Origin of the sequence: Flavobacterium sp. NKUCC04_CG, assembly GCF_019345525.1 — a bacterium.
GTDB lineage: Bacteria > Bacteroidota > Bacteroidia > Flavobacteriales > Flavobacteriaceae > Flavobacterium.
The window spans coordinates 251,191-274,197 of sequence record NZ_JAHKRA010000002.1 but is presented as its reverse complement, the minus strand read 5'-3'; the positions used below and the strand labels follow the sequence as shown (position 1 = coordinate 274,197).

The window sequence follows — 23,007 nt, the reverse complement described above, 5'->3', positions numbered from 1 at the left end:
TTTTAACCGCTTTTTCTTGAAACAAACTTATCGATTCAATTTTACCACACCTCCGTATGTAGCAACCCAGATAGTTCCCTGCTTATCCTTGATGATTCTTTCCGCATTGGTACTTTTAATATTGGAATTTTGATTGGTATAAACCTGCCATTTATTGGAATCTAAAGAATAACACAATATGCCCACATCACTCATGGTTATCCAGAGTTCATTGTGGTCTTCATCGATCAAAAAATCTCCGATATAAGCTCTATCTAATTTAGTGATGTCCTTGGGGAACTCAATTTTTGACCAGTTATTGGATGGGTCTAATTTAAAAAGCCCTTCGTCTTTATAACTTTTATCGTTGTATAAAGAAAAATACATATTCCCTTGGTTGTCTTCTACAACTGAAGAAATATAGGCCTTACTTAGGGGTGAGTTTTTATCGTCTAAAATTTGGGTTTGTCCGTTTTCAATGAGCGCATTACCTTCAAAGGTACCTATCCACATTCGATCTTTTCGATCTACGTATAAACCTAAAACTTTATTTGAAGGTAAATGGAAGTTTTCCTTATTTATTTTGGACCAATTCTTACCGTCGTATTTTACAATGCCGTCCCAAGAGGTAAACCAAACGTTTTGTTTGTGATCTAAAATTATTTTTCGGGCCCATTTCATAGGTGAATTAATAGAGTCATACTTGGTCCAATTTCCATCATTGTGCTTGAACACGTTTGATCCAATGATAAACCACTTATTATTGAGGTGATCGATTTGAGCGTATGTCACCCCTTGCATGCGGTCTTTATTATAGGGTGTTGGAGGAATAATGGTGTTGGTTGCATTGTAGTGCTTCCAAGAATTTTGGGTGATTTCAACAATGCCGTTGTCGGTACCAATCCAGATGTTATTGTCGATATCAGCGGCAATGCCTCTGGTCATATCCCAAGGTAATTCGGAATTGGATTGGGTGTATAAGGTCCAGGTATAAGGTCCAGGTATAAGGTAATCGACTACTGTCTGTACCTCTTACTTTAGAAACAGCTGTAGATGACATATTTGTCGCATTTTTAGCATCAAAAATCCAACGTTTTGTCTGTAAGTTTCCCCGGTTAAACTCCAGTATCAAGGTTACAGAACTGGTTTCTTTTTTGTCTTTTGTGATTGCAGGCGTCCAATTTGATAAATTGTTGATCGCTTTTTGTAAACCCAATTTTTTGGTGGAAACATTAGTAGCATTATCAACGCTCAACAAACATGCTTTTCCACTGTCGTAAATTAATACTTGTGCCCTAATGATCCCCACTGCCTTTTGGAATTGAGATTTATTGAGCATGCTTTCAATCTCTTCATTTATAGTGCTTGGAGGTGCAGCTTTAGTTGTACCGCAATCCAAGCAAAATGCCTCGATTATACAGTTGTCAAATTTCTCCTTGTATAAATGCTGTGCATTTAAATTGGAAATTGTTGTGAATATGATTAAAAAACGTATGATTTTGTTCATCTTTTCGTTGTAAATAGTTTAATAAATAACGTACATCAAAATATTTCGCCCGCAATATAAGCAGGATTGATACCAAATGCCATTTATTTTTGGGATTGTGCCTTTTAACCGGGAGTCAGCTGGTATGGTACGGATTTTCTGGAATAGGAATTTTAATGCCGTTGTTCGCTTATAACTGTATCGATTTGTGTTAATTTCAAATATTTTTTGCGCGCGAAAGTAAAGAAGTAAATCATAATAAGCAGACCGGGTAACACAATCACCATCATTAATTGTGATATAAATTCGTTTTTATATACAAAGTTTATTCCCGCAACGAACAAGGTCAGTAAAAAGTAGTATATACCCCATTTAGTAGTGATACTGTTGAGCTTTAACGGAATGGTATCTGCGCTATTTAAATTTAGAAACAGTTCTTGACTGCTGCACCAATCTATAGTAGCTTTTACGGAGTGTGTACCGCTGGAGTCGACCGTGAATTCTTTGACTTCGCCATTGGCTATGGTTCCAACTTTATTGCCGTCTATATAAATATTATAATCTCTAAATCGATTGCTTAAATCGTTTTTTCGTTCAATCTTGATGATGGCCATGAGTTTTTTAATTTAAACGGTGAAAATAATTAAAATAATTTATTATATACCCAGTTAAATTTGAAAATCTATAGAAGTCACCCAGCGCAAAAATTAATTATATAGTAAATGATCGAATTATAAACGCTTAAATTTGAGAATCACTTCTACATGGACTTTTTAAAACAGTTTTTTTAACAAATATTACCTCGAAGAGCCCTACTTGTGTTAAACATAGGGGATTAGTTAGCACAGCTTTTTTTTGTAATTTATCGCAGACCGTGATTAAAATCGATATGGATATAACTGATTCAACGATATTCCACGAACCGAAAAAGATATTTCTGCGCTAGCGTTATCTAATGAATTAAAAAAATAGAACTAAGTCATTTGATAAAGAAACGGTTGTAATTAATTAAATACCGGTAGTAGCTGCCTATACTTCCACGGACTGTATCAATCATTAAAAGGTATATTATTACAGCCTTATCTGTATGGGACGAACAAAACAACAAGAAAATTACCTCCATGGAGTATTATGCACAAATAAGGAAACAGTCAGTTTCCATACTTCGTACTATATTGATAAAGTTCTATGTCAAAGACAGCTCCCTATACGCCATAAAAGTTGTCATTAAAGAAAGGTATGGAATCAATATGTGGCGGATTCCCTTGCTCATAAAACGAATTTAATATACACGATTTCCACGGCTAGGTATTTGTTTGATATCTATCAAGGTTCGATGCAGTCATCAAAACAATCTTAGTTGTTATGGCAGACCTACAGCTCTACAATGTTTTACAGTTGATTAAAACATACGGTTGCATTGGCAGAATAAAATCCACTTTCCTTTATGGAATAAGACTATTTACACCTATATACTTTGATTAAAATTTACCAATATATGTTAATTAAAAATTTATTATTTAGTAATTTAAGGTAATTATAGCATAAGTATTGTTGTTGATATTAAAGTTATTAATAGTACGGTGAAATCATATTAAAATAATATTAATCAATTAAATTTTGTTAAAAAAGCAAATAATAACACTTAATCGCTGTTTGTGTGTGAATTTTTAATTATTTTAGTTGTGAGTATTAAATTTTTATTATGAGTTTAAACTTACAAAATGAGGACTTTCTATCGATGATGGAGTCTTCTGACAAAATCACAGTAGAAGCCAGTAGTTTTTCTTCAATGAATTCGAATATTAATCCTGATGAAATCGATTTGGCTACAGGTTGTTTTGGAACAATTGGAACACTAGGAACTGCATGTGGTTGTGCCGGAACGTTTGGAACGTTTGGGTGCATGGGCTAGCTAATTAAAATCAGGAGATTTTTATTTCCTGATTTTTTTAATTAAAAACAACAATTAGAATTAATTTTCATGAGGCTTAATAAAAACTTAATAGGAGTAATTTTATTTTTTGTGTTCTTAAACAATGGCTATTCTCAAATAACTTTAGAGGTAGTAGTAGAAAAATTTGTTGCCAATTTAGGTGCTACGGAACATCTAGAGAAACTCAAAAGTGTCAAAATTAAGCAATTGGTATTTAATGCTAATTCTGAAATTCCTCAGACACTAATTATCGAAAATAAAGAATCATTTTATCAATCTTCTTTGATGTCAAATGGTCAATATATAATCGCAGTAAAAAGAGACAAGGGTTGGATGCTAAATCCCTATTTAAGCACTAGTAAAGTAACCGATTTGTCTATTGCTCAACAAAAGCAGTTTTTATATCAAGCTAACCTGTTGAGTCCGCTATATGATTATTATTCTAAAAGTGAGGATTCTAAAAAAATAAAAAAAATTGTTTTGTTAGAGAAAACGGAGAAGGTCGAGTGGGATAACTGTTATGTCATTGCTTTGACTTACAATAATGATTTTGAAGAAAAACTTTATATAGATTCTAAGAAATTTACTTTACGGAAAATTAAAAATATGATTGGAGAAGTGATAATGTCTAATTATAAAAGGACGGATGGTATTAACTTTCCAATGTATAGAGAGTTTGTGGGGGCGAATAATTTGAAAATTATAACAGAGATACTGTCTATTAATATTAATCCACAAATAGATGAAAGCATATTTAAAAAACCTGAATAGGAGTTTTTTTATTCTGCCATTATTTTTTTTTAATATCATGTTTTCTCAATCGCAAAGAGGAGTTAAATTAAAACTTGACGTCTATGAGAGTCCTTGCGTAACATGTGATTTTGCTATTGTTATAAAAGATACTATTGTTTTTAAAGGGAAGACGGATCAATGGGGATATGCTTTATTACATGATACGATAGCCTACGCATATGATAAAGTCACTTTAGATTTGGGAGGATTTAGCAGTTCTGTCAATAGGAGTAATGCTATTTTGAAAGAAGATTTTACATATTTTAATTTTACGGATATAGCTGAAGATGTACTAGAAGAGATTGTGATTTTTGCTGCAAAAAATATCATAGAAGATTATGGCTATAAAACAGTATATAATGTAGATAAGGACCGGAGTATTGCCGCTGTAAGTGCAGCAGATTTATTAAGAAGAGTTCCGGGTATATCGGTAGGTTTTGATGGTACCCCCTCGATACGAGGAAGTGTAAATATTCAAGTAAAAGTAAATAATAAAATAATTCGCAATGCTGACCCAAAAACTGTTTTATCTAGCATTCCTCCAATTGATATTGTTAAAATTGAAGTTGTTTTGTCTCCATCAATAAAAGATAGTAGCTCGGCAGAATACATATTACATATTGTAACGAAGAATAGTGTCTATGTAAATAAATCAGGTTATATAAATCTTGGGCTTGGAGATAAAGGGAGTCATCTTTTTTCTAATTACAATACATTAATAAGTAAAAACATGCTATTAACCCAATCATTTTCGTCCCTAACATATACTAATAATACAGAATTTAAAAATCTTTTAAATGATGTTTTGACTTTGGGCGCAGGAGAAAGTAAGGGTTTTTTGTACAATTATAATGCGAATCTTACTTTCTTACTAAAGAATAAAAGTTCGTTTGATTTTTCATTTAGATTTTTAAACCAGGATATAAAAAATAAAGAATCTTATACTACAAAAGATACTCTAGGCAGGTATTACTCCAAAAATAATTCGTCCTATTCTAATGTGGTTTTTTCCTATAATAGTAAGAAAGAGCTTTCAAATTTGGAGTTATCTTATGATTTCGGTTGGATTCCCTTGTTTTTTCGTTCCGAAAATGAAAGTGTCTATCATTATAAGAGTAATAATAAAACAGCTATTTTTTCGTCAAATATAAAACTGGACTACGCTTATAAATTTTCAAGGAAGTATGAAGTCGAAACCGGAGCCCATTTTCAATATGACGAGATAAAAGGAAAATCGGTGATAGAAAATTTAAATTTTAATGCTGAAAAAATGGTATCTAATATTTATTTAAACAATTTGATTAATCTAAGTCCTTTTTCTTTTGAATTGGGGGTAGGTTTTAATACTTATAGTTACCTATGGCGTGATCATAATATTGGAAGAAACGGTTTGTTTTATTCTTTAAAAGGGAATTATAAAAAGGATATTGCCAATACGTTCTATTTTTCATACAATAAGAGTTTTATAAATCCGAACAACTCCTATGTACTACCCATATCTTCATTAATATCACCTGTGATTTTACAAAAAGGAAATCCCCATTTATATCCAGTTGTCTCCAATAAATTTGAACTGGGATATTCCAATAAATCAGATGCTTTTTTCTTAAAGGCTTCTCCTTTTTTTGTCTATAATAAACGAGTTATCAATACCGTATTATCCGATAACTCTATGTCGTATTTAAATTCTGGAAACTATTATGCTGTAGGTGTTAGTAATTGGATTACCTCCAATTTATTGAACAAAAAACTTGCGGTGAATTATGGAATGGATTTTTTCTATAAGCATATTAAATATGATTTGAATCACAACAAAGGATTTCAAATTAAAAACAACCTACACCTAAGCTTTAAGTTTAATAAAAGTATTGATATTCAGTTTTTTGGAAACTTTAATAGCCCTGAAATTCTATTGTATGGAAAGGAAAATAATTTTACTTACAGTAATTTTTCTATTCAAAAGAAGGTGTTCGATAATAAAGCCATCCTTGCTTTTTCTATAGATAATCCTTTTAGTCGCGGATTTAGATATACAAACGAAATTGATAATAGATCTGATATTTATAAAAAAGAAATTTTTTATAAAAACAGAGGTATAAGACTTTTCTTTTCTTATCAATTTGGAAACAATAATACTAATCAAAAGGATCTTAAAAATTCAAACGATTTTCGAACATTTTAAATTTTTAATTATGACAAATAATTTATGGAGTGCGTATTTTGATGAACCCAATGTTAATTTTCCTGGGAAACCATATTTAATAAAAGCTTAAATGAAGTCTGAGCGTTGACGCTTTATTTTTGAAAAATTTTTGACGATAAAAATGAAGCCTAAATAGATAGAAGTATATGTGGACAAACGCAATAGCGAATTGATACCTAAAATGCGACAGTTAATCCCTTTACTAAAGTGTTAAAAATCATAAAACAATTTTTATACTTGCGGGTTACGACAAATAAAACTAATTTAGTCGCCATATGAATAAGACAGTATCCAATAGCGCTATGAATTACAAGCAATACGGCTATGTTATTGCTGTGATATTGATGGTACTGCTCACGTCTTGTCCGGTTAAAGGCAATATTAAAACCTTAACGGGTTTGCCGATAAACACCGAACAGGGTTTTCCCAAAGGCAGTAAGCATACATCTACTATTGCTGTTGAAAAATGTGCTGAATTCCAAACGGAAGACACTACTATTATACAAAAGTTTTCGTTAGCAGATAACGATGTATTACCATTACTTATTTTTACCGTTGCGGTATTCTTTGTCTTTAACTTTCGCTTGGAAAACAAAGAAGATAAACACCCTGTTTATAGCGATAGTGGCAAAATACAAACGGCTATTCCCCTCTTTTTGGAATATAAAAAGCTGATTATCCATTACACACTGTAATTTCCTTTACTTGTAAAACGCAATAGTTTTATAGGTGTATTTCCTTTTTTTATTTTAACATGATGTCTGATTGCCTATGCAATCGCGTCAAAATCGGTACAATAATATGATGAAACATATTTTGGCAGCGGCCTTATGGGGCTTTGTCATGGCTGTTGCATTTCCCGTATATGCACAGCAACCAAAAGAAAATAACTTGGGCAGTTTATGGTCTCAGGTAGCAGATTACTATTCGGGTATCAAATCCAAAACAGCCGAAGTTGAAGCGGCAAATTATCAGCAAAGAGCGGTAAAAAGCAACCAACTGCCACAGCTCAAAGCACAGGCACAGAACACCTACGGCACTTATGAGGGGAGTTTAGGCGCTTTTTTTCCGCAAGCGGGTTTCTTTAATGTAAGCGGTGCCGCTGTTCCTATAGAAAGTAGTACTTCGGCGGCCAATACTTTTGCTTCAGCAACAGTGAATTGGGAATTGTATTCCTTCGGAAAATTGCGCAAGCAAAACCAAGCAGCAGGAGCTTTATACCAGCAAGCACTCAGTGAAAAAGAGGCTTATTTACTCCGTTTAAAAAAGCTGTTGTCCGAACGGTATATCAATCTTTTATACAATCAGGCCAAATGGAATTGGACTCAAAAGCAGGTGGAACGTTTGAATGATATCCGCAAAACTACTGCTGGGTTATCGGCATCGGGACTCAGACCTGCAGCTGATAGTCTGTTGGCTTCTTCATCGCACATCCAAGCTTTGGGAGAACAGCATAAATGGGAAGGATTTAAAAATGCATCGCTGATTAAGTTATTGGAGCTTTATGGCGGAGATACCGTTGATTATATGGAATCTTCGGAGCGATTTATTCAGCTGTCACAGGGGGCTGTAAATCAGTTTAGCAGTGTAGATTCGGCACATCCGATTCTCCATGCCTTAGAAGAGAAATCCCAATATTATACCTTGAGTGGTGAAGCTCAAAAAAGAGCGTCTTTGCCTACTGTCAGTTTATTGGGAGGTTATTCCTATCGAGGAACCGGCATCCAAACCAACGAACCGGTGTCGGGATCGTGGAAAGACGGCTTTAATAATACCGCGACCAACTATCTTGTGGGCATTGGCATCACTTGGGATATTAGCGCCTTGCAACGCGATCACCTCAAGGGGGAAAAACTTTTTAAAGAAGCAGAAAGTGTACAACAGTTACAGTTGCAATACAAGCAAGCCATGCAGGCTGATTTGGCGGCTTCACAATCGAAAATAGCTCAACAATACCAACAGCTTATACAAACAGATCAGGCCGTTAAGCAATCGCAAGCGGCATATCAGATGTATTTGGCTCGGTATAAAAGCGGTCTGATAGCCTTGAGTGAATTATTGCAGATACAAAATTTACTCGAGCAAGCGGCAAACCTTCACATGGAAGCTTCTCGCGACTATTGGATGCAACTCGCTTATGAGGCGGAGCTGACCACCGATTTCGACTATTTGTTTAACCACCTATAAGCCTTACCTATGAACCTGATTAGATTTGCATTAAGAAAGCCTATTGCCATTATGGTGGTTGTGCTTGCCCTCATTTTCTTTTCTTACAGCACTATAAAGAAAATAAACATAGATATATTTCCCGAGGTAGAATTACCTGCTATGTATATCGCCATGCCCTACGGAGGACTAACTCCCGCTTATATGGACGGTTTTATGGCCAATGAATTCCAAAAAGTACTGCTCTTTGTAAGTGGGGTCAAGAACATCGATTTTAAAAGCGTTCAGGGGTTAACCCTGATGAAGCTTACCTTTTATCCGGGAACCAATATGGCACAAGCTGCCGGAGAGGTTTCCACCTCGGTATCCAGAGCGATGGGATTTTTGCCAGCAGGAGCCGTACCGCCTATGGTGGTTCGATTTGACGGCAGTTCTTTGCCCATCGGACAGTTGGTGTTTGAAAGTGATCAGCGCTCCGTTAACGAACTTCAAACTTTAGCTATTACACGGGTAAGACCGATGTTTACAGAAATCCCTGGGATTACATCACCAGCTCCGTTTGGAGGTACGATTCGATCATTGGTTGTCAACATCGATCCCGAAGCCATGCAAGCCAATGGACTAAGTCCGGAAGAGATTACTATTGCCATTACCAAAAGCAGTTTTCCGTCGCCTGCGGGTAACATCCGTATAGGCGATGAAAACCTGATGACTCCGATCAACTCCATAGCAAAAGGTCCGGAAGAATTAATGAAAACTCCAATTACAACCAGCGACCATCGCACGGTTTATGTGGGTGATGTGGCTAGAGTAGAGGATGGAGCAGACCAAACGGTGGGTTATGCGTTAATCAATGGAAAGCGCTCGGTGTACTTACCGATTATCAAAAAAGCAGATGCCTCGACTTTGGATGCAGTAGAAAATCTAAAAGCCTCGATTCCAAAACTAAAAGAACAATTGCCAGAAGATGTCAAGGTCAGTTATGAATTTGATCAATCCATCTATATCGAGCGTTCGTTGTCCAACCTGATTCACGAGGGGTTGTTGGGAGCTATTTTTACCGGTTTGGTTATTTTGTTGTTTTTGGGCGATGTACGCGGAGCCTTGATAGTGGTATTTACCATTCCCATTGCTATACTTTCGGCTGTTACCGTATTATACCTTTTTGGGCAAACCATCAATATCATGACGCTGAGTGGTTTGGCTTTATCCATCGGTATTTTAGTCGATGAGGCCACCGTCACCATTGAGAACATTCACCAGCATATGGAATTGGAAAAACCCAAACAACGAGCCATACTCGATGCCTTGATAGAAATATCCATTCCAAAATTGCTCATCCTATTCTGTATACTTGCGGTGTTGACACCGGCTTTTATAATGACAGGTATTCCTAAGGACATGTTTATGCCGTTGTCTATGGCTGTGGCCTTTGCGATGATTGCTTCTTTCTTGGCCTCGCAAACCTTTGTGCCCATATTGGCGAATTGGATGATGAAGGACAAGCATAACAAGGTTGCCAATACACCGAGGAAACGCGCTTTTTTTGAGAAATTCAGAGTGAACTATTCCTTTCGTATGCGCAAATGGTCCACCAAGGCATTACCGCTTTTTGTGGTATATGTACTTATTGCCGGTAGTATCGCTGCACTATTATTAACTGTAGTTGGTACGGATGTGATGCCCTTGTCTAATAACGGTGATTTTCAATTGCGTATTCAGGCACCGTCGGGTAGTAGAATAGAAAAAACAGAGCAAATTGTCAAAGCCATTACTGACGATATCAAAGCCGAACTACCGGAAAACGGATTGAACATTACTTCTGCTTTTGTCGGTATGCACCCAGCGGGTTCACCTATTAATCCCATTTTCCTATTTACCAATTCCTCTCACGAGGCTGTTTTACAAGTATCTGTTAACCAAAGTGTGTACAGCGGTTCCATAGAAGAACTTAAAGAAAACATTCGAACCAGCATTGCCAAAAAGCATCCGGAGGTGGTTATCAATTTTGAACCGATGGAACTAACGGAAAAAATCATGGGACAGGGTGCGATGACACCTATAGAGATAAAAGTAGGAGCGAACCAAGTAAAGGCAGCCTTTGCCCACGCCTCTAAAATAGAAGCCAATTTAAAGGAAATTCCCTATTTACGAGATATTCGCATTGCAGAACCCGTTGCCTATCCCACTTTGGAAATCGAGGTGAATCGCGATTTGGCGGGACAGTTTGGACTAACGATGCAGGATGTTACTCGTAGTTTAGTAACCGCAACATCATCGACGCGTTTTACAGACAAAAACCTGTGGATCGATCCCAAATCGGGTTTGGTATTCCAAGTACAGGTTCAGATACCGGAACGCATCATGCAATCGGAGGAAAAGCTGCGTTCGATTCCATTGAAAAAGGGACATCTACGCCCGGTACTCGAAGACGTTGCCACCATTAAAAGAGTGAGCAGTCCTGCACAGGTAAACCGCAAAGGTCCCAACAGATATGTTACGGTGATTGCCAATGTATATAACAAAGATTTGGGTACGGCATCACGAGCGGTAAAACAAGCGATTGTAGCTGTGGGTGAAACACCACGCGGTATCAGCGTATGGACAGAGGGAACCTTGCAATTGTTAGACGATACCTTGGACAGTCTTTTGACAGGATTGGGAGTGGCTATCATTGTTATTTTCCTGATGTTAGCGGCCTATTACCAATCGTTTAAAATTCCTTTGGTAATACTTTCGGTTTTACCAGCGGTAATTGCGGGAAGTCTTATTTTACTTTTCCTCACCGGCAGTACGCTTAACCTGCAATCCTATATGGGAATCATTATGTCTTTGGGAGTGTCAGTATCCAACGCGGTTTTACTGGTAAATCAGGCAGAATATTACCGTAAAAACCTGGCGCTAAAACCGGCTAATGCAGCCAGATTGGCGGCATCGTCAAGATTGCGACCGGTATTGATGACAGCGGCGGCCATGTTTGCCGGTATGTTGCCTATGGCCTTAGGCTTGGGCGATGGTTCCGAACAAATAGCCCCTTTGGGCAGAGCGGTAATCGGGGGACTTATCGCTTCTACGGTTACCATTTTACTCCTAGTACCACATTTCTTTTCTTCAATCATGTCAAGAACCTCTATTATCAGTCCGACTTTAGATCCAGACGATATTGAAAACAAGAATTTTTTAGAACAATCCGTAAAGCAATAATATCCAAAATATAAAACGATGTATTACAGTATAATAAAAAATAAAAAAGCGAGTCTAGTAGGTGCGACCGTAGCCTTGTTTTTTGGGGCTTGTTCCCAACCAAAAACAGCAGTAAAGGAGGCTCTAGAAACTAAAGCGATTACACATCAAACAGCCCTTGTGCAAGTGATCAATCCCGAATACGAGATATCGGTTCCGGCAGAACTAAAACCGTTTGAACAAGTGGTGGTTTATGCTAAAGTCAGTGGATTTGTAAAACAAATACAGGTTGACCGTGGCGATCGCGTTCGAAAAGGACAGCTTTTGGCGGTATTGGAAGCGCCCGAAATGCAACAGCAGTACTTGGCTACCAAATCCACCGAGCAAAAGTCTTATAGCGATTACCTATACGCCAAACAAGCTTTCGATCGTTTGGTCGAAGCTTCTAAAACGACGGGTGCCGTAGCTGCGATTGAATTGGACCGTGCTAAGAGTGCTATGGAAAGCGCCAAATCGGCTTATGAAGCCACCAAATCGGGTACGGCACATTCGTCACAACTACAGCAATATTTACGTATTACAGCACCTTTTGACGGAATAATTACAGAGCGAAATGTATCGGTAGGTGCCCTGGCCGGTAGCGGTGCCAATACCCCTTTGTTTGTGATGGCACAGGCAAATAAATTGCGACTCACCCTATCATTACCCGAAAAACACGCCTCATCCGTAAAGGACGGTATGACGGCGACATTTACAGTAAGCTCACAACCAGGCAAAACCTTTGATGCGGTACTTTCTCGTAGTTCCGGTATGCTCGATCAACACGATCGCGCATTAAAGTTGGAATTTGATGTAAACAATGCAGCAGGAGAACTGCAAGGAGGCGACTACGCTCAAGTAAAACTAAAATTACAACGCAAAAAACCATCGAATTGGGTTAATAGCAAAAGCGTGTTACAAACCCAATCGGGAATTTATGTTTTGACTTTAAATGACGATGAGGTTCAGCGAATTCCCATCAGCATCGGTGCACAAATGGATACGCTAACCGAAGTTTTCGGGAATATTTCTGCTCAGGACAAAATTATAGTAAAACCGTCTGAAGAAATTAAAGAGGGTAAAATCAATAAATAATAGTGCTTAAGGCGCAGTTACTAAAAAGGCAATAGTGGTTTTCCCATTATTGCCTTTTTTCTATATAAAAACCATCGCTTTGTGTCATCGTACTTAATCCTACAAAAAACGATGATACAATCGGGTATTATACTTTAGATTTCTTTTTCAGCCAACCTTGGGCAGGCGTAAAGATTACCGCAAGTCCGATGTAATCTCCTTTTATGGTATAAACACCTATTTGAGGTTCTTGTTGATTTAAATGAAATTGATAAATACCCTGTTTAGGATAAGACAATAATTGAGAATTACTAAAAAACTCCAACTGAAACAAACCGAAATTTGTTTTGTAATTTAAACCCAATGAAAAATCTATTGAACCGGTAACTTGTTGTTCATTAGATTCTACTGAAAAAATCGTTTGATAGGTTTCTTGGTTGTAGTCATATATACCAACCGTCAATTGATCATTTCCTCCACTGGTTCGGATGTCTAAACTAATACCTAAGCCAATTACCAAATTTAATTTATCAGTGATATTATAAAAATATTCTGTTTTAAACGTTTCCGAAATAACAAATTGATTTGCCATTTCGAAATGGTCTAAACCACTAGAATAATCGTAGCCTGCATTTAAAATGTCATTGGGAATATGGAGATTAAAGGTCGGAATAAATGCTTTTGCTATAATACCAGCTTTGAAATTAAAATTGTTTTTCTGATAAAAATTGTAAAAAAAACCAAATTGTGGCGAAAAAGAATTGTTAAATGAAATGCCTGGGGTCTTGTCTGTAACCCTTTCAGGACCAATTCCTAATTCATAGCCTCTAAGTATGGATGGTTGTAGTACAAAACTAAATTTAGTCGATTCTTCTCCAAATAATTTTTCCGCAGTTTGACCATGTGATTTAGCAGTGAAGCAAAAAATAAAAAGCAAGAAGATAAGAGTTCTAGTGCATATCATAATAATCCAATTTTAAATCTAATGAACCTTGCTTATGATTACTGTATGCTGTCTTGTTTTTTGCTGGAATGTCAGCACCTTTTTAGATAAAATCGTGGAGTCTATTGTACAACTTTATTGGTTGAATTTTCGCCAAAGATTTAGAGATTTACGTAGGAGGGGATTAGTAAATTCGAATTTTATTTTATGCATTAATCTAAGCATGAGTCATTTACTGTTGGCTAAAATAAAAAAAAATATAAAATAAAAAAAGAAATCTTATTTATTGATTGAAATATTGATGTTAAATTTTACAATTCCGATACCATGACATTGTTTTCAATACTTTGAAAAATTCTTTTAGTGGAGACATTATAGCTGTAATTATACGGTAGGATGGGACTAGTTAGCGCAGCTTGTTTGTTATTGAAATCTTAGAGTGAGCTCGAGATGCTCTCAATTAACCAACGCATTCAAATTGGATAGGAGGTTTTCCAATACAATAAAAACCGAAATCATAAATGGGTTAATAGTTATTTTTGGACTATGCGCACCCTGTCCAACTTTATCTTCGGAAAATAAAACTGTTGATTGATTTTAATAGACTGTAAAATGCTGATTCCCTAAAATATCAGCGCTGTTAGGTGATGCAAGGAATTATAGTATTCACAATATCAATGAAATAGGTTTATTGTTTGGGCTGTATTATTTTAGTGGATAATATAGTAAGATTGGCTACATTTGAAAGCGACCATATGCAATTGAAGAGGTTTTATAAATGGATGAAATAAGCTTGCCGCACTGTAGCTCAGTCGGTGTAAATCTAAAGATGTGAGCGGTAAAAGCTACTCATCGGAAAGTGATGCCGCAAATGATTATTAAAATAAAAAAACAAACATACAACAGTACAAATACCGTAAGAATGAAATTACTAAACTTTAAAACACTTGCTATTTTCGCCATTTTGGCTTTTGTTTCTTGTGAAAATGAGGCAAAAGATTTAAAGGAGCATTACAAAAATCAAGAGCACTCAGAAGCGTTGAAAGGTTGGTGGCGTCACCTAGACCAGGAAGAGAATAAAAATCCTTTATACGAGCATTTTACCGATTTTGAGGTAATAACCTATGAGTATAGTATTTATACTAATAAATATGATCACAATAGAGGTAGGTATTGGTACAATGACGCATCTAAGATTTATTATCTAACACCTGGTGACTTCAAGTCAAAAGGAGAAGAAGATATTTTTAACTATCTGTTAAACCCCACCAAGGATACCTTGAAAATATATATGGAAAATCCTCCGTATATTTTTGTAAAATCTACTGGATTATAGCCAAAACAAACCTGTTCATTTGTTTAACATCGAGGAGTGGTGTTTTAAGCGCAATCGTAACACTAAAAACATCTAAACGGAGTATGGAAATTGTAATTATGGCGTAATCGGTCCTATAAGTTTTATTTCGTATTGCATATTAGGAACGGTTTTAACGGCATTATTTAAAATATGATTTTGAAAAGTATATTGTACTGTTTCGTCTATAGATTTAGGCTCGGGAGTAATTATTTTTAAACCTTCTTTTGTTTTTATTTTTGATGATTTTATGGGATTATCTATTTCTGATAATGCTTTTAGAAATAATCCATACATCGTATCACTTTGTAAAAAAGCGGTAAGTTTTTCTTTGTCTTCTATGGTTTGATCGATTTCTTTTAAATAATTAGTAATGACTTCCCCTTTATAATCTAAAAGTATTTTTCCCTTCGTTTTTTCCCATCTCTCATCCATGTCGGCTGGTTTTGTAACCTCAATTATTCGTCCATTTACATTGACCAAGACCGATATTTCATCAAAAGCATAGGCCACTTTCTTTAGGTAACTTTTATTATTAGGACCTTTAATTTCTATATTCAGACAGAAAAAATCATATTTGACTATTTTGTCGCTAAGTCTTGTTTTGTGTATTTCTACTTCCCGAGTGTAGGTGTTGTCCTGAAGCTTAGAATCGTTTTTTACATCGGTAGTAAAAGTATAGGATAGGGCAAAGGATGCTTTTCCGTCTGTTTGGGTATGTTCTTGTGCAAAAGCACAAAAGCTAAAAATGAAGAAAATAAAGATGCTTGGGATGTTTTTCATTTAGTTTTATTGTAATATAAATTTTTTAAAAATCGTTTTTCGTAATTTTTTGGATTGTACACTATAGAAGGTTTGTTGTTTCCATCAAACAAAATCATTGCTGTTCGGTCATTTAATTTTGTAATGTCTATCAAGTACGTTTTATCTTTTGTAATAAATTTTAATTGTCTGGCGTTAGTGCTGCCAACAAAACGTTTATCTGTTGACGGACCATAGTCATTATAAAGAGAATTTGCGATTCTGTTATGATATTCCAATGCACTTTTGGAGCCCGTAATTTTTTTGTTTTCCACAAAAAACATCCCTTGAGAAGGCGTTGTCATTGTTATTCCAAATTCGGTTTTAGCATCGGCATTGACCACTTTAATATATCTTGAGGAACAGGAAGTTACAAAGCTGATGGTCGAAAAAATACACAGTAATAGGATTAACTTTTTTAGAGAATTTTTCATTTTTTTTGGCGCTATATTGTTTTTTAATGGGGTTTGTACGTTTTGAAAAATCCCTTATTCTCCTTTTAACCGATTTAACAACCACGCTACACTATTTAGGTTGGCAGCCTACCAAATACCAGAAATACCTAGATTACCACAACTGGCTATTTTTTGAAATGGGAATCAGCAGTAAAACATTCGCTGACACACCGATTGTAGTACTACACTTATCGAAATTTTGTACGCTACGAATATAATTATTATTTGTAAACTTTTAACACTCAAAGAAACACACTAATATATGTATTCGCGGCTATTTTGCTAACGTAAATTTCTTAACTCGCATTTGAATAAGGTCGAAATTAGATCGGTTATGGTTTAATACCATTTAGTTATCTATGTTGTTGACGATGCTTGTAATTAACATTTTTTACAAAATACAATCAATTATTATCGTAATAAATTTTTAATATTTTTATTTTTTTGTTAATTAAAAAGCTAATTTTGTCCCAAATCTTAAATGATTGTTAAGGATAAATAATTAAAGAACCATATGATATGAATAAAAAATCCCTTTTAACGGTTTCAATTGCGCTTTTTGCGTTTAGTTTTGCTTCGGCAAAAGCGAAAATTCCGTTGTGTTTTCCGTGTGAAACAGTTGAAACAGTCCAAGAATTGCCTACCGATTCTGAAATTCAAAAATTGGCAGGGCAGAAAGTAAACTTATCCTATATTTATGATGAGTACGGTTTATTGTGGATGTCGCTATGGAATACAAACGGGAGGTATGTCTTAACGGATATCTCTAACAATACGTATTTTGAACTTGATGATCAAACTGCCGACATACTAAAAGAGAAACATAATTTTGATGTAAAAACGGCCGAACAACCCATGACCTTTTGGAAGAAAATAGGAGGTAAGCTGGTTTTTCTAATCTTGGTAGGGTTAGGGATTTGGGGAAGTATTCCATCGAAAAGTAAGGATGTAAAAGCTACGAACGTTTAAAGGAATTAGCTTAATGAATTCCTTATTTTTAATTCCAGCTATTTTGGTAATAGCTGGAGTTTGTTTTATGGTCTATAGGAACAAAAAACATAGTTGTTTGTCTGGATTACTTATCCTAAAGGGAATAATATCGCGTAATTTTATTAAAGATGTTTAACAATTTTAGGAATTGTTTTACCAGTAATATTTTTTCATAACGATCACTTTTTTGTGTATCGTTCCTTTAGAAAGTGACAACTAAATATTTAATTATATTTCAAGACTGTTTAAGAAATTAAATGAATGAGTTTTTAATAAAAAATGGAGTGGTTAATATAACTGCAATTTGCAAAATAGTAGAATATCGATGACAAAAGACATGACCTACGGCAATCTAAATCAAATAGAATTGCTTTCTATTGAAAAATTAAATAAGCATCCAGAACTAGAGGTTTTTTATGTAGCCAGTTACCAACGTGGGTATCGATGGGCCAAAGAGGAAGTAGAGGATTTATTGAATGATATCAATAGTATTGCCAGTGATAAAAAATACTGTATTCAACCTTTAGCGGTTATAAGAAGAGATAATAAGACTTGGGAACTAATAGATGGTCAGCAACGAGCTACAACATTGTTTTTAATCCAAACTGTGCTTAAAAATTGCTTTTCTATACATACGGAGCCCTTTTATAGGTTAGATTACAATACTCGATCGTCTACGAAAGATTTTTTAAATGATATAAGAGAACTTAATATTCTCAAAGCATTTTTGGGTCGTAATTTAGTAGCTAAGTGGGAGGAGTTTATTAGCGATAATCCAGATAAAGATAATATCGATAATTATCATCTATTTAATGCTTACCTAATTATTTACAATTGGTTGTATCTTAAAAAAAGCGAAGAGCGATTAGTTTTTTATAAAAAACTAACAGAACAAACCTATGTAATTTGGCACCCAATTGTAATTAAACAAGAAGGAATTCAGACCGTTGAAGATTTTTTTATCAATATGAATGCAGGTAAAATAAAATTAACAAGTGCCGAATTGATTAAAGCCCTTTTTATAATTGATATAGAAAAGAGCGATGACCCTTGGGATGTACGTGATTTTAAAAAGAAAAAATTAGCTGGAGAATGGGACTATATCGAAAACGAATTGCACAATAATACTTTCTGGTATTTTGTAACTAATTCAATCGAACAGGACTATCCAACGCGAATAGGAAGATTGTTTGATATTCATTGCAAAAAGGTAAAAGTTGATGGTGAATTCTATTCCTATAGTCAGTATAGCAAAGGAAGAGAAGATTTAGATTGGGAAAAAATAAAACAAATTTACCAACGTCTAAAAGAATGGTACGATGATGTGGAAAATTATCATTTAATTGGTTTTATAATCAATGCTAATTTTATGACTTTAGAAGACATCATAAAACAAACAGAAAACAAAACAAAATTAGAAATAAAATCTCTTTTCTTAGAAACAATTACAAAAAATTTCGCTCGAGAAAAAACCAAAAACAATCAAAGTTATCAAGTCTATGCATTAGATACCTTGCATTATGTGGACTCTTATATAGAATGTAAAAACACCTTGTTGCTGTATAATATCAAACTTATAGAAAGAACTTTTCCTAATCAGCGCTTTCCATTTGATTTATATCAAAACCCAGAGACTAGATGGAGTATAGAACATATTCATCCTCAAAATCCCCAGTTATTACAATCGAAAGAAGATGCTGAAGAATGGTTGAATGATTATGAAGAACGATTTAAAGACGAAGAGGATGTAAAGAAGGAATACACAGCTAAAATAGCCGAATTAAAGAAAAAACTAGATGTCTTAAAAGACAGTACTTTAACTATCGAATTATCAAACCAACTGAAAGAGTTTTCAGATACGGTAAACGATGCTTTAGGCTTACATCTAATAGGCAATCAAGCCTTACTTGATAAAGCTACCAATAGCAAAATAGGGAATAAGGGTTTTTTAAAAAAACGCAGTTTAATTTTAGATGCATCTACTATTGCAAACGGCACTTATATTCCTTTAGCTACTATTAATAATTTTCTAAAGAAGACCACCAACACGGGCACAGATAACAAGATAAAAGTGAGTTATTGGTCTGCTCAAGATGCAGAAGATTACACCAGAGATATTAAGAAGTTACTTGAGGATTTTTTACCTAAAAATAATAATTAGTTATGGCAGAAACATTTTGGAAAATAATTCAGGATAAGATTGAAATTCCGGAAATTCAACGCGATTACGCACAAGGTAGAATTAATGAAAGAGTTGACGCAATAAGAGAAAGTATTGTATCTGATTTATTAGATGTACTACAATCGGGTAAGACATTAAATTTAGATTTTGTTTTCGGACAGTCAGTGGATAAAACCAATCAAGCAAACTTTAATAAAAGCAAGCAAAGCTTAGAGCAAATGCTTCAAGTATTAAAACGATATAGTGAAGATGCTGGAGTCGATTTTGAAAGTAAAGTAGCGTCCAAACCGAATGCTAGTAGTGCCGATAAAGTGTTGATTCCTTTCGATGGCCAACAGAGACTTACTACCTTGTTTTTATTGCATTTGTACCTTGGTACTATGGCAGAAAAAGACGTATCCATTCTAGCAAATTTTAATTACAAAACCAGAGATAGTACCACTCAGTTTATTGGAAAAATAATTGAGAATAGAAACGTGATTTTACATTTTAATCCTCAAGAGTATACCGATATTAAAGTGCTTTCTGAATCTATTAAAAATCAGTCGTGGTTTTTTAGTTCATGGCAAAAAGATCCAACTGTAGCTGGTATGTTGGTGATGCTCGACGAGATCAGAAAACAAACCATTGAGAAAAAAATTGATTGTAGTAACTCTTGGTTTAATTTAACAGAAAAGAACTGTATCGATTTTGATTATTTTGACATTCAAGAAGAAGGGTTTGATGAAGACCTATATGTTAAAATGAATGCCCGTGGCAAAGGACTAACCGATTTTGAAAACTTTAAAGCATGGTTAGAAAAACAACATAAAAATTCACTGCCTGATTATAAATGGGAATATCAGATGGATAAAGATTGGTTAGACCTTTTTTGGAAAACAAAAAAAGTGGTGGACGATGTTGATGCTAATTTTATGGCTTTCTTTAAAAACATGGCAATGCTAAAAAAGATAAGTACTTCTACAGTAAAGTCAGATATTAATTATTCATTAGAAAGGGAATTAATTGAACTACTTAAGCCTACTCATTATACGCCCAATTCAAAATATGAACAACACAATGTGTTTAATGAAACTACTTTAGATTACATTTTTAAAATTTTAGCAATTATTGCTAGTGATAAGGAAAGAAAACTAGATGAGATAATCAATGAAGTTTGGACAGATACATTTAAAGGCAAAATAGAACGAAGTTTCACGGAATCTCTTCTAACAGAATTTGATGGGCTTAATTTGTACCATAAAACCTTTTTCTTTTCCATTTTTAAGTTCCTTGAAGTAAAAGGTGAAATAGATATTAATAAATATACCCAACAAGACTGGGATAAATTTAAAGATTGGTTACGGGTTAGTAGAAATTTAATTTATAACTCTAGGATTGACGATAGCACGGCGTACATTTCAGCTATTATGGCTTTAAACAATCTGGACAAAGCAAAAGTTTTGGATATAAACAAAGGTTTGTATATTCTAGCTGAAGATGACGAGAAGATAAACTGGATCAGTTTTTTTAACGAAAATCAACGTAAAGAGGAATGTGAAAAAACCTATTCAATTCTTTCTGATGTGGATGCATTAAAATGGTCTGAATTAATAAATAAAGCGGAAAATCATTTTTATTTCTACGGTCAAATTGACTTTATTTTTAAACTATCCAATGGCAACATTCAATCGTTTGAAGAGTACTTAAATAAATTATCTCTTTTATTTAGTGAAAGCAATGTTACTTCGGATACGTATATTTTACAATGTCTATTCTTTGCTTTTGATGAAGCCAATACCTGGTTAAAAAGAGAAAGTGCAAACCGATTTAAATTTTATAAGTCATCAACTGGAACTTCAAGGGATAGAAATGAAAATTGGAGAATTCTATTTGATGATGATGTTAAAAGAAGTGTTTTAAAAGATTTATTGGATAGCAATAGCTGTGAATTTGATGCGATTACTGCATTAATCGCCGCTAAAAAAACCAATTTAGCTATTGATAATTGGAAATACTTGATACTTGATGAGCCCACGATTTTTGACCATTGTGGTAGTGCTTTGTTTACAATGCCGGATGAGTATACTATCCGCTTCTTAGAAAAGACATTAAATTCTTCGAGACAAAGAGAGTTGCGTTCTTATTATTGGTACACGAAAATTAAAAAATCTACAGATTTAGCTTTGCCACCATTTACCAATTTGTGGTATTTTACTGGTGAACGAGGAAATCTTGAACCATGTATTGCCTTAACCGGGTGGATATATGACGAGGTTGATTACTTCATGGATTGTCATTTTGTTTCAAATTCATTTGAAATAAGATTTGGTAGAAGAACTGTAGGAGAAATTGACAAAGAAATCGCAAATACTTTTATGGAGAAACACCAATTTGAAAAAAAGGGTACTTTTTTAGTGCTATCAAATATACCATTTGATACGGTGAAAAGTCAATTATTATTGATTTTAAGCAATCTTAAAGACTTTAATAAAAAGCAATGAATTGCTATGCGTACCGCGAGATTCCTCCAATAAATGCGAAACTCTATTTTCGGGTGATTTTACTAAATCAGCACCTTATGCTTAGTAAAAAGCAATTTCATCTTTTATTCTGATTCTCGAATTAAAACGAAGTGTCTTGCGGTAGGTTTCTATAGAAATATAACCTTTTTCCATTTCGATTTGCAATAGGTTTTCCAGATAAAGATAAAGCGTTAAATGCAGGCTCAAATCGGACTTTTTGTGTTCGAGGAAATCGAGCAGTATCAGGATTAACTCATCGTTATAATAGGCTTTGGATTGTATGGAAGTACACTCGGCATCTCGAATCAAAACCGCTACCGAAAGTAATTGACGATTGTCTACAAAAAAATAAGAGAGTTGGTTTATTTCTGCTTCATTGAGATTCTTTAAGTAGTTCTTAATACAACGGACTAGGTGTTTGTTGAATGAGGGAGGAAGTGAATCAGTTAGTGAACTTATAAAAGCCCTTGACAATCGAATGGGACTTTGTTTAGCATCGACAAACGGCTTGCCGGTGAGTATGCTGTTGATCAGCGGTAACAGTACGGTATAAAATTCTTTCGTTTTCATAAGCTGGGGAGTTTGAAGAGTGAAAGTATAGCGTTGTTTTTCGTTGGTTTAAAGCCTAAAGTGGAGATGGAGTCATCAATAGCTGTTTTAATAGACAGGGTCTTTAAAATCGCATTAAAAAGGGGAGTGGTGTTGGTTGGGGTTTTCATCGTGCCGGTTTTTTTAAGGTTAAAAAAGGCGTGAAGCTAAAGTCAATCGGTTGCAGTGGCACTCGGATGCCCAAAACCCAGAAAGACTTAGCCCACGCCAATAGTTGGCACGAGCGTAAGTCCATCGAAGTTTGGGTTTTTAGAAGATTCCGAGTTTTCTGCAACCAAATTCGACAGCTTACGCTTAATCGTAATATTTTC

The 23,007-nt window shown here is 34.8% G+C and carries 19 protein-coding genes; 11 read left to right on the top strand and 8 right to left on the bottom strand.

What is annotated here, in order from left to right:
- Window positions 1-27: 27 nt before the first annotated feature.
- From KO524_RS02755 to KO524_RS02745, 3 genes are all read right to left on the bottom strand, one after another.
- On the bottom strand, window positions 28-924 hold the full coding sequence (locus KO524_RS02755; protein ID WP_219289531.1) for a two-component regulator propeller domain-containing protein: 897 nt from the start codon (window positions 922-924) through the stop codon (window positions 28-30).
- Window positions 902-1,486: a hypothetical protein gene (locus KO524_RS02750; protein ID WP_219289528.1), complete on the bottom strand. Its 585-nt coding sequence runs from the start codon at window positions 1,484-1,486 to the stop codon at window positions 902-904. Before KO524_RS02750 ends, KO524_RS02755 begins: the two co-directional genes overlap by 23 nt.
- A gap of 152 nt (window positions 1,487-1,638) precedes the next feature.
- Window positions 1,639-2,079 carry a hypothetical protein gene (locus KO524_RS02745; RefSeq protein WP_219289524.1) on the bottom strand — a complete coding sequence of 147 codons (441 nt, stop codon included), beginning with the start codon at window positions 2,077-2,079 and terminating at the stop codon, window positions 1,639-1,641.
- A 1,091-nt stretch (window positions 2,080-3,170) separates the two neighbouring features.
- Here KO524_RS02745 and KO524_RS02740 point away from each other — a divergent pair.
- From KO524_RS02740 to KO524_RS02710, 7 genes are all read left to right on the top strand, one after another.
- The gene (locus tag KO524_RS02740; RefSeq protein WP_219289521.1) at window positions 3,171-3,380 is read left to right on the top strand and encodes a thiocillin family RiPP; all 210 of its coding nucleotides are present in this window, start codon (window positions 3,171-3,173) and stop codon (window positions 3,378-3,380) included.
- A gap of 69 nt (window positions 3,381-3,449) precedes the next feature.
- On the top strand, window positions 3,450-4,172 hold the full coding sequence (locus KO524_RS02735) for a hypothetical protein (RefSeq protein WP_219289518.1): 723 nt from the start codon (window positions 3,450-3,452) through the stop codon (window positions 4,170-4,172).
- On the top strand, window positions 4,144-6,375 hold the full coding sequence (locus tag KO524_RS02730) for a TonB-dependent siderophore receptor (RefSeq protein ID WP_219289515.1): 2,232 nt from the start codon (window positions 4,144-4,146) through the stop codon (window positions 6,373-6,375). The genes KO524_RS02735 and KO524_RS02730 overlap by 29 nt, the downstream gene beginning before the upstream one ends.
- A gap of 296 nt (window positions 6,376-6,671) precedes the next feature.
- A complete protein-coding gene (locus KO524_RS02725) occupies window positions 6,672-7,091 on the top strand; it encodes a hypothetical protein (protein WP_219289512.1) in 420 nt (139 codons plus the stop codon).
- Window positions 7,092-7,197: 106 nt separating this feature from the next.
- Window positions 7,198-8,583: a TolC family protein gene (locus KO524_RS02720; RefSeq protein ID WP_219289509.1), complete on the top strand. Its 1,386-nt coding sequence runs from the start codon at window positions 7,198-7,200 to the stop codon at window positions 8,581-8,583.
- A gap of 9 nt (window positions 8,584-8,592) precedes the next feature.
- Window positions 8,593-11,766, top strand: a complete 3,174-nt coding sequence (locus tag KO524_RS02715; RefSeq protein WP_219289506.1) for an efflux RND transporter permease subunit — start codon at window positions 8,593-8,595, stop codon at window positions 11,764-11,766.
- 18 nt (window positions 11,767-11,784) lie between these two features.
- A complete protein-coding gene (locus KO524_RS02710) occupies window positions 11,785-12,879 on the top strand; it encodes an efflux RND transporter periplasmic adaptor subunit (RefSeq protein WP_219289504.1) in 1,095 nt (364 codons plus the stop codon).
- A gap of 127 nt (window positions 12,880-13,006) precedes the next feature.
- Here the strand turns inward: KO524_RS02710 and KO524_RS02705 are convergent, their stop codons facing one another.
- Window positions 13,007-13,822 (bottom strand): hypothetical protein, encoded by an 816-nt coding sequence (locus tag KO524_RS02705; RefSeq protein ID WP_219289501.1) that lies wholly within the window; start codon window positions 13,820-13,822, stop codon window positions 13,007-13,009.
- A 901-nt stretch (window positions 13,823-14,723) separates the two neighbouring features.
- On the opposite strand from KO524_RS02705, the gene KO524_RS02700 reads away from it, so the two are divergent.
- On the top strand, window positions 14,724-15,137 hold the full coding sequence (locus tag KO524_RS02700; protein ID WP_219289499.1) for a hypothetical protein: 414 nt from the start codon (window positions 14,724-14,726) through the stop codon (window positions 15,135-15,137).
- A 96-nt stretch (window positions 15,138-15,233) separates the two neighbouring features.
- Here KO524_RS02700 and KO524_RS02695 read toward each other — a convergent pair whose 3' ends face one another.
- Both KO524_RS02695 and KO524_RS02690 read right to left on the bottom strand, forming a co-directional pair.
- Window positions 15,234-15,938, bottom strand: coding sequence for a hypothetical protein (locus KO524_RS02695; protein WP_219289496.1), 705 nt, complete (start codon window positions 15,936-15,938; stop codon window positions 15,234-15,236).
- On the bottom strand, window positions 15,935-16,390 hold the full coding sequence (locus KO524_RS02690; protein WP_219289494.1) for a hypothetical protein: 456 nt from the start codon (window positions 16,388-16,390) through the stop codon (window positions 15,935-15,937). Before KO524_RS02690 ends, KO524_RS02695 begins: the two co-directional genes overlap by 4 nt.
- Window positions 16,391-16,930: 540 nt before the next feature.
- Here KO524_RS02690 and KO524_RS02685 point away from each other — a divergent pair.
- The 3 genes from KO524_RS02685 (at window position 16,931) to KO524_RS02675 (ending at window position 22,066) form a co-directional block, all read left to right on the top strand.
- Window positions 16,931-17,380, top strand: coding sequence for a hypothetical protein (locus KO524_RS02685; protein WP_219289491.1), 450 nt, complete (start codon window positions 16,931-16,933; stop codon window positions 17,378-17,380).
- 346 nt (window positions 17,381-17,726) lie between these two features.
- Complete coding sequence (locus KO524_RS02680; protein ID WP_219289488.1) at window positions 17,727-19,562, top strand: DUF262 domain-containing protein; 1,836 nt, start codon at window positions 17,727-17,729, stop codon at window positions 19,560-19,562.
- Between the two features lie 2 nt (window positions 19,563-19,564).
- Window positions 19,565-22,066 (top strand): DUF262 domain-containing protein, encoded by a 2,502-nt coding sequence (locus KO524_RS02675; protein ID WP_219289486.1) that lies wholly within the window; start codon window positions 19,565-19,567, stop codon window positions 22,064-22,066.
- 81 nt (window positions 22,067-22,147) lie between these two features.
- Here the strand turns inward: KO524_RS02675 and KO524_RS02670 are convergent, their stop codons facing one another.
- Window positions 22,148-22,657, bottom strand: a complete 510-nt coding sequence (locus KO524_RS02670; RefSeq protein WP_219289483.1) for a hypothetical protein — start codon at window positions 22,655-22,657, stop codon at window positions 22,148-22,150.
- On the bottom strand, window positions 22,654-22,806 hold the full coding sequence (locus tag KO524_RS02665; RefSeq protein ID WP_219289480.1) for a hypothetical protein: 153 nt from the start codon (window positions 22,804-22,806) through the stop codon (window positions 22,654-22,656). Before KO524_RS02665 ends, KO524_RS02670 begins: the two co-directional genes overlap by 4 nt.
- Window positions 22,807-23,007: the final 201 nt, after the last annotated feature.